Annotated in this window: 6 protein-coding genes; all 6 read right to left on the reverse strand. The window is 75.3% G+C overall.

The window, feature by feature from the left end; translation table 11 throughout:
- Positions 1-515: 515 nt before the first annotated feature.
- Positions 516-1,766 (reverse strand): VWA-like domain-containing protein, encoded by a 1,251-nt coding sequence (locus ABZ924_RS37390; protein ID WP_361920005.1) that lies wholly within the window; start codon positions 1,764-1,766, stop codon positions 516-518.
- An 89-nt stretch (positions 1,767-1,855) separates the two neighbouring features.
- Positions 1,856-3,100, reverse strand: a complete 1,245-nt coding sequence (locus ABZ924_RS37395) for a MoxR family ATPase (protein WP_361920015.1) — start codon at positions 3,098-3,100, stop codon at positions 1,856-1,858.
- 147 nt (positions 3,101-3,247) lie between these two features.
- Positions 3,248-4,642, reverse strand: coding sequence for a hypothetical protein (locus ABZ924_RS37400; protein ID WP_361920007.1), 1,395 nt, complete (start codon positions 4,640-4,642; stop codon positions 3,248-3,250).
- A gap of 136 nt (positions 4,643-4,778) precedes the next feature.
- Positions 4,779-5,774, reverse strand: coding sequence for a hypothetical protein (locus tag ABZ924_RS37405; protein ID WP_361920009.1), 996 nt, complete (start codon positions 5,772-5,774; stop codon positions 4,779-4,781).
- A gap of 569 nt (positions 5,775-6,343) precedes the next feature.
- Complete coding sequence (locus ABZ924_RS37410; protein WP_361920011.1) at positions 6,344-7,033, reverse strand: fasciclin domain-containing protein; 690 nt, start codon at positions 7,031-7,033, stop codon at positions 6,344-6,346.
- 75 nt (positions 7,034-7,108) lie between these two features.
- A partial coding sequence (locus tag ABZ924_RS37415; RefSeq protein WP_361920013.1) for a molybdopterin-dependent oxidoreductase occupies positions 7,109-8,276 on the reverse strand: 1,168 nt, incomplete at its 5' end.

Consider the following 8,276-nt stretch of genomic DNA (forward strand, 5'->3'; position numbering starts at 1 on the left):
AGCCGGTCCCCACCCCGCCCCTTCTCCCCCAGCTACCGCTGGGAGGTGCCCCCAGAAACCGGGTCCTGCGGCCCCGGCCCCCGCTCCGCCTCAACGCCGGCGCGGCTCAAAGATCGGGGCTCCGCCCCGGACCCCGCGCCTCAAACGCCGGCGAGGCTGGATGGTGCCGGCGGCGCTGGATGGTCCGGCCGGGCTGGATGGTGCCGACCGGGCTGGATGGTGCCGTCGGGCTGGAATTGCCGCGCAGCGGCACAATCCAGCCCGCGTAGGCGGCAATTCCAGCCTGCGCGGCGTTTGAGCGCACCGGGCGCGGAGCGCCCGGGTCTTCCAGCCCCGCCCGGGTCTTCCAGCCCCGCCGGCGTTTGAGGCGAACGGGGTCCGGGGCGGAGCCACGGTTTCGGGAAGGGGCGGGGTGGGGAACGGCTCCGCGCAGCGGGAGCCCCCGGGGGACCGGGCTCGGGGCGGCCCCGTATGGCGGCCCGGTACAGCCGGCCCCGTATGGCGGCCGCGGGTGCCTACCCGATGGTGACCACGCGGGCCCACGCCGGCGGCGCGTCCGGCACGTAGTCGGGATCTTCCTCGCGCCACGACCGGCGCGAGTGCTCCCGCGGGAACAGCCCCACCACCGTCCGGCACGACGGCCGAACGGCGGGCCACCGCGTCTGCCCGTCGGTCAGGACCACGATGACGTCCGGCCGAGGCTCGATCCGCAACGCCCTCGCGAAGCCCGTCCGCAGGTCCGTGCCCCCGCCGCCGACCAGCGGAATGCCCTCGGCCCGGCACAGCGGGTGCACCAGCCGGGCCGCCGCATCGCACGGCAGCACGGTGACCAGGTCGCGCCGCCCGCCCACCGCCCGCGTGATCGCCGCGACCTCCAGCAGCGCACTGCCCAGTTCGGCGTCGCTCACCGACCCCGACGTGTCGATGATCACGGAGACCCGCGGTGGCCTGCGCCGCAGGCTCGGCAGGACCACGCCCGGCAGCCCCGCCGAGCGCCGCGACGGCCGGCCGTACGAATAGTCCTCGCCCGCGCCGGAGCCGGACGCCGCCGAGCGGACCGCCGCCCCCAGCAGCTCCCGCCACGGCTGCGGCGGATGGAACGCCTCCTCCGCCCAGCGCTGCCACGACTCCGGGGCGCTGCCCGGCCGGCCGGTGATGCCCTGCGCCACCCGGAACCGGACCGCGTCCTGCTCCTGCCGGCTGAGGCCGTGCGCGCCGTCCGGCCCCAGGTCCCAGTCCCGCTCCAGGCCGTCGGCTCCGCTGCCGCAGTCCAGCCAGGCCAGCGCCGCCGCGTTCCCCTCCAGCCGGATGCGGCGCACGTACTCCTCCATCAGCTGCCCCTCGGGCAGTTGCAGCGAGTCCGGCCGTACGGCGCCCGCGGGCGGGAGCAGCCCGTGGCCGTACACGTCGTCGTTGATCTCGCAGTCCGCGGCGATGTTCATGCGCAGGCGTTCGGCCGGGCCGGTCAGCCCGAGCTCGCGGGCGAGCCGGTCGCCGCGCCCGTGGTGGTCGCGCAGCAGGTGCGACACCTCGTGCACCCACACGCCGGCCAGCATCTCCACCGGGGTCCGGTCCACGAACCCCGGCGAGACGTAGCACCGCCAGTGCCGGTCCACGGCCATCGTCGGGACCCGCCGCGACTCCACGGTGTGCAGGGCGAACAGCGCCGTCGCCAGGTACGGCCGGACCCGGGCGGCGTGCAGGCGCGCGGCGAAGAGCTTGTCGCGGTCCAGCGCGCCGGTCCCCGTCCCCGTCCTCGCCTCCATCCCCGTCCCCGCGATCGGTGGCTCGGGCCTCGCACGGACCGGCGGCCGGGGCCTCGGCTTGGCAGTCGCCCCCCGGGCGGTGTCCGCGCTCACCGGCCCGCCTTGACGGCGGCCCAGCCCCCGGGCGTACGGTCCGCGGCGCGGTCCGCCCGCCGCGAGAGCGACACCGCTCCGGCCAGCCGCTCGATGGCCGCCGGCACGTCCCATTCGTCGCGCCGCAGCGAGGCGAGCGTCGTCGCGGGTACGACGACCAGGTCCGGAGCCCCCGTCTCCATGGCCCGGACCAGCAGTGTCCACGCCGCGTCCCAGCGGGACTTCTCCGGGCGTGTCCGCACCGCCGCGACCACCCCGTCGAGCACCGCCTGACGCAGGTCGCCCCGCTCGGGGAGCACCGCGCCCTCCGGATCGGCGAGCAGCTCCTCGGGGTCGGGGAGGTCCATCCGATCGAGGCTCGCCAGCAGCTCCAGCCCCGGCCCGTCCCCCACGGTGCCCCTCACCAGGAGGGAGAGCACGTCGCGCGCGGAGCCGGCCGCGGTCGCGAAGGCGATCAGCCGCAGCGCCATGTCCCAGCTGCGGGGCGACGGCCAGGGTCCGCCCCGGCGCGTCTCGTTGGTGGGCAGCTGGTGCACGAGCTTCGGGCGGGCGGCCAGCAGCCCGCACACCGCGCGGCGGGCGAAGTCCACGGCCTCCGGCAGCCGTTGCGGGTCCAGCCGGGGCAGGTCGGCGCGGGGCCAGGTGCCCCCGAGGCCGCGTACGACGACCTCGTGGTCGTGCGTCCACTGCAGGTGCACGAACCGGTTGGCCAGCGGCGGGCTCAGCTCCCAGCCGTCGGCCGCCGAGGACCGCGGATTGGCGGCGGCCACGATCCGTACTCCCGGCGGCAGCTTCAGGGCGCCGATCCGGCGCTCCAGTACGAGGCGCAGCAGGGCGGCTTGGACCGCCGGCGGCGCGGTGGACAGCTCGTCCAGGAACAGCAGCCCCCGGCCGGCCCGTACGAGCCGCACGGCCCAGTCCGGCGGTGCCATCGGGACACCCTGCTCGGCGGGATCGCTGCCGATGACGGGCAGCCCCGAGAAGTCGGACGGCTCGTGAACGCTGGCGATCACGGTGGTCAGCGGCAGGTCCAGGGTCTCGGCGAGCTGCGTCAGCGCGGCCGTCTTGCCGATCCCCGGCTCACCCCACAGCAGCACGGGCAGGTCCGCGGCCACGGCCAGGGTGAGCGCCTCCAACTGCATGTCGGGGCGCGGTTCGGTGGTCGTGTCGTTCAGCAGCGCCAGCAATGCGCCGGCGACATCGAGCTGGGCGGGCAGCGACGGGGACACGGGCGTGGTCATGGGCACGGGCACGGGCATGGGCACGGGCATGGGCATGGGCATGGAAAGAGTCATGTCTGCATCACCTGGGGATCGCGAATGGGTGGAAAAAGGGCGTAAAGGGGTGGCGTCGAGGCGCGTTCGGGGACCGGCGTCGGTCCGTGTGGATCAGCGAGAGGTGGTGAGGCGGCGCGCGTGGGCGCGGCGGTCACGGGTGCGGTGACGGCCGGGGCGCATGCGGTGGCGGTCGAGGTCGGGGGCGACCGGTCCCGCCCGGAACTGTCCGTACGTGATCCGCCGCTGCGCGGCCTCTTCCAGCGCGTCCTTCAGCGCGCCGGTGCGCAGGACGGCCTCCGGGCCCAGCAGGCCTTCCACGACGGCCAGCGCGCCGGCCGCGTCGCCGTGGTCGAGGCGTTCGCGCACGCCGGAGAGGCAGTCCGGAGAGCGGTGCGCCGCGTCGATGGCGCGCAGGCACGGCAGCGGCGGGCCGCCCAGCGCGACGAGCAGCTCCTCGCGCCGGAGCTCGTCCGGACCGTGGTCCAGCGGGGCCAGTACGCCGTCGACCAGGGCGATCCGGTGCAGGGTTCCCCGGCACTCCACCAGGCGCGCCCCGCCGGCCGGATCCGGGACCCGTGAAGGTCCGGCCGGCGGCATGTGCTCCGGTACGAGTGCGGCGGCGACCAGCGGGTGCAGCCGGTCGGCCCGGATCGCACCGGCGCGGAGCAGCTCCAGGTCGGGCAGCAACCAGGTCGCGGCGTCGGGCAGGAGCGGCAGCGCGCAGTCGCGGCCGCCGGCCGGCGCGGCCGCGATCCGCCCGGCGGCCGCCGCGGCCAGGTCCAGGACCAGCCGGTGCCGCCCCCCGAGCCGTACGGCCACGGATCCGGTACCGGCGGGCCGCCCCTCGGCGCGGAGCAGGATCCCCGCCTCGGCCGCCCACCGGTCCACGGCGCAGCGGAGCCCGTACGGGACCGCCTCCGGAACCGGCTCGTCGCCCCGGGGCGGCCGATCCGCCCCGGACCGGGTCCGGAGCTCGCCGCTGCTGTCCGCGTCCCACAGGTGGCGGTGCAGGTCGAGGCGGAACCGCCGGTTGGGCTTGAGGTGCGGGTGCAGCTGCGGATGGCGGCTGCTGCCGCCGCCCTGGCCGCCCCGGGACCCGTCCCACAGCGCGAGGCTGATCCGCTGGCCGGCATCCGCCCAGGCCGGGGCGGTCCGGGCGACCAGGTGCACGGGCGTGGCCCCGTACCGGGCCAGCGTGACGGTGAGGCCCGGACGCAGCAGCCCGTCCGGAGCGATCCTCGGCATGTGCCAGCGCAGCAGATCGGGAGCCAGGCGGTGCAGATCCGCCTGCACCCGGGCCGCGAGCTCCCGGCCGTGAGCGCGCACCGTGGAGCGCAGGTCGAGGTCGACGTCGAAGCCGGCGGCGGCGCACGCCCCCGCCCAGTCCCCGGCGAGCCGGCGGGCGGTAGCGGTCTCGATCATGGACGGCGGCACGGCGAACTCGCGCACGCGCAGCCAGAAGGAAAGGCGGGAATCCCCGTCCGCGATGGGGTGGTGAAGGTGCATCAGCACTCACCTTGCGCGGACGGTACCCCCGATCTCGTGAGGGAGTCAGTGATCATCGCGCCGATCGTAACGCCCACCGCCCCGAAGGGCCAGGACTTTTACGGGCTGCCTGGCACGGCCGGCCACGAGAGCGGCGTCAGTGCCCGGAGGATGCGAACGCCTTGTCGAGGGCCTTCAGCTCCGCCGAGGCCGTGAGCCCCGGGGTCTTGAGCAGTTCCCTCACGGTCTTGGCGTTCCTGTCGGTGCAGCCGGAGACGGTCTCTTGCGGCCCGATGTGCCAGGTGTCCTTGTCGACCGGGTAGAACTCGGGGTTCCCGCCCGTGCTGACGGCCGCGACGGGCCCGAACTTGATCACTTTGCCACCGTCGTGGGTGAGCTCGATGTCGAAGACCCCGACCCACGGGTTGCCTCCGTCCGGAGTGGTCTCCGGTCCGGTGGTGAGCGTGAACTTCTCGTAGGAGTTCGCCGGGATCTGGTGCGTGAGCTCGGCTGTCCGCTCGAAGGGGACCTTGTGGGAGCGGGTGCCGCTGACCATCGGCTGGTCGTCGGGGATGGTCAGGTCGTAGGCGATGGTGGAGACGAGGTCCCCGCCGATCCCGTAACAGGGTTCGAAGTGGAAGGACTGGCGAAAGGTCAGCTTGGCCTTGCTGATGAGCGAGGGCGCGGTGGCGAGGTTCTGGACCGTGATGTCCACGTGTGCCCCGCGGAGGTCGTCGGACTTCTCCTTGACTTCCCCCTGCGTCTGCCCGCCCTTCAGGCCGCCCCGGATCTCGGCACTCACCAGGGCGACCTTGAGGTCGGCCTTCAGCTCCGGTCCGCTCTGCGCCGCCTTCGCGCCGTCCTGGGTGGCCTTGACGTTGTCCAGCTCGGTCCGGTGGTCCACCCACCAGGTCACCGCCGCCCAGAGCGCGCCCGCCGTGACGGCCAGGATGGCGAGGTAGCCGCCGACCAGCTCCAACCAGCCCTGCGTCCGCTGCCGGTTCTCGGAGCGGTGTGCGTCGGCGAAGCGGCGCAGCAGCCGGCGGGCTAATCGCGGAGCCGGCGGCTCCGGCGGCTCCGGCGGGGGAGAGGGGTTGCCGTCCGGGGGCGGCGAGGGGGTTCCGGTCGGCGGGACGGGGCTGTCGGAGGACACGGCTTGAGCTCCTGGGGGTCGCGCCGGGCGGGCGAGCCCACGGCGCACGGGCCCGCCCGGGCCGGCTTCCGGTACGGAGAATGCAGAAGGATAACGACCCACGGAGCGTTTGTTGACGCCCTCAGCGCGCCCAACTCCCGCTTGGCGCAGCCCGATCGGTGCCGGACGTAGCGTTCGTGCATGCCACTCCCCGGTATCGAAGCATCGGCCGCCGAGCACGCCCTCGGCCCCGCCTTCCACCCCGAGGGGCTCGGCCCGGCCGCCCTGCTGCGGGCGGCTGGGTGCCGTTGGCGAGAGGGCGCGGCCCTGGGCCTGGTAGCGGTTCCGATTACGCCGCCGCCGGGCCGCGGGCGGCGGTACCGGCCGATGGTCCGGGCAGGGACGGCCGGGCGGCGGACCTATGCGATGAGGGAGGCCGCAGGCGCAGAGGTGCGACCGCCCCGCCGGGGTGCCGGGCGCGCCCGGATTCGGTGCGGAGGTGCCGCTCGGTCGGGATCCGCGTGGTGGCCGTGGGTCCTGGCCGGCCGGGGGCGGGCCGGTCGGCCAGGACACCGTTGCGCGCTGGGGCGTTACTTCGGCATCAGGACCGTGTCGATGATGTGGACCGTGGCGTTCGCGGTCTGGACGTTGCCGCACACCACGCCCGCCGCGCCGTTGACCCGGTACGCGGATCCGGAACCCGAAGTGGTGACCATGCCCTTCTGCAGGGTCGGGAAGGAGCCGTTCGCGAGCTGCTCGGGCTCCAGCCGCCGGCCCACGACGTGGTACGTGAGGACCTTCGTCAGGGCGGCCTTGTCCGCGAGGAGCTTGTCCAGGTCGGCCTTCGGGATCTTCGCGAAGGCGTCGTTCGTGGGCGCGAAGACCGTGATGTCCTTGGCGTTGTTGAGCGTGTCCACCAGCCCGGCCTGCTTCACCGCGGAGACCAGCGTGGACAGCGCCGGGTTGTTGGAGGCCGCCGTGGCGACGGGGTCCTTCGCCATGCCCGCGAACGAACCGGCCCCGTTCTTCGGCACCGAGGCGCAGGCCGGCCCGAACGGCTGGGCTGAGCCGGCCGCACCCGCCGCATCCGCCGCCCCGTTCGCCGCGGCCGGCGGCGCCTGGGCGCCGGCCGCGTCCGGGGCCGCCGCCGCGGGGTCGGCGGCAGCGGCGGAGTCACTGTCGTAGTCGGAGCAGGCGGCCAGCGAGAACGGCAGGACGGCGGCCGTGGCGAGGGCGAGCGCGGTACGGCGGATCCGGAGGGTGGTGGTGGTCTTCGACATCGGTTTCTCCTCAGTGGGTGTGGCGTGGCGTGGCGTGGTGTGGGTGTGGGTGTGGGTGTGGTCGGTGCGGTGGGTTCAGGTGACCGTGACGAAGACGGTGTGGTGGCCGCTCGCCCCGTCCGGGACGGTTCCGGCGCGTTCCTCGGGTTGGACCCGGCCGGTGCCGTCGGTCGCCCGGACGGTGAGGGTGTGGCCGCCGGGTTCGGCCGGCCAGGGGAAGGACCAGTGCCGCCAGGTGTCGGCCGTGTCTGCCGCGGCCAGCTCCGCGGCCTGCCAGGGCCCGTCGTCGACGCGGACCTCGACGCGCTCGATGCCCCGGCGCTGCGCCCACGCCACCCCGGCGACGACGACGGGGCCGGCGGCCGGACGGGCGAACGGCCTGGGGGTGTCGATGCGCGTCTGCGTCTTGACCGGCGCCCGCCTCGCCCAACCGCGCTTGACCCAGTACGGGTCGTACGCGTCGAACGTGGTCAGTTCGATCTCGGTGATCCACTTGCAGGCGGAGACGTACCCGTACAGCCCGGGCACGACCATCCGCGCGGGAAAGCCGTGCGCGAAGGGCAGCGGCTCGCCGTTCATGCCGACCGCGAGCAGCGCGTCGCGGCCGTCCATGACGTCCTCGACCGGCGAGCCGAAGGTCATCCCGTCGACCGATCGCGCCACCAGCTGGTCGGCCGGGCCGCCCCGTGACGGCGGCTCCACCCCGGCCTCGCGCAGCAGTTCGGCGAGGGGGACGCCGAGCCAGCGGGCGGTGCCGGCGTACGGGCCGCCCACCTCGTTGGACACGCAGGTCAAGGTGATGTCCCGCTCGACGAGGGGCCGAACGAGGAGCTCTTGGTACGTGTACGTGCGCGGGCGGGCCACGCCCTTGCCGCGGATGCGCAGCCGCCACGCGCCCGCGTCGACCCTCGGCACGACCAGGGCGGTGTCGACGCGGTAGAAGTCCCCGGTCGGGGTGGTGAAGGGGCTGATGCCGGGCACCTTCAGCTCGGCTCCGGCCGGCCGTGCGGGTGCCGGCGACGCCGGGCCGGGCAGGACGACCGCGGCCCGGGAGGCGGCGGCGCCCCGGCCGCGCCGGCCCGCGAGGACCCGCCCGGCGGCGCCCGCCCCGGTGGCGGCGGCCGCGGTGCCGAGGGCGCCGGCCAGGAAGCCGCGCCGGCTCCACCGGCCGCCGGCCGCCCGTACCCCGGCCGCCGACGCGGCAGCTCGGGCGGACGGGTCGGCCGGGGCTGCCGACCGGGCC

Source organism: Streptomyces sp. NPDC046876 (assembly GCF_040645035.1).
Classification (GTDB): Bacteria; Actinomycetota; Actinomycetes; order Streptomycetales; family Streptomycetaceae; genus Streptomyces.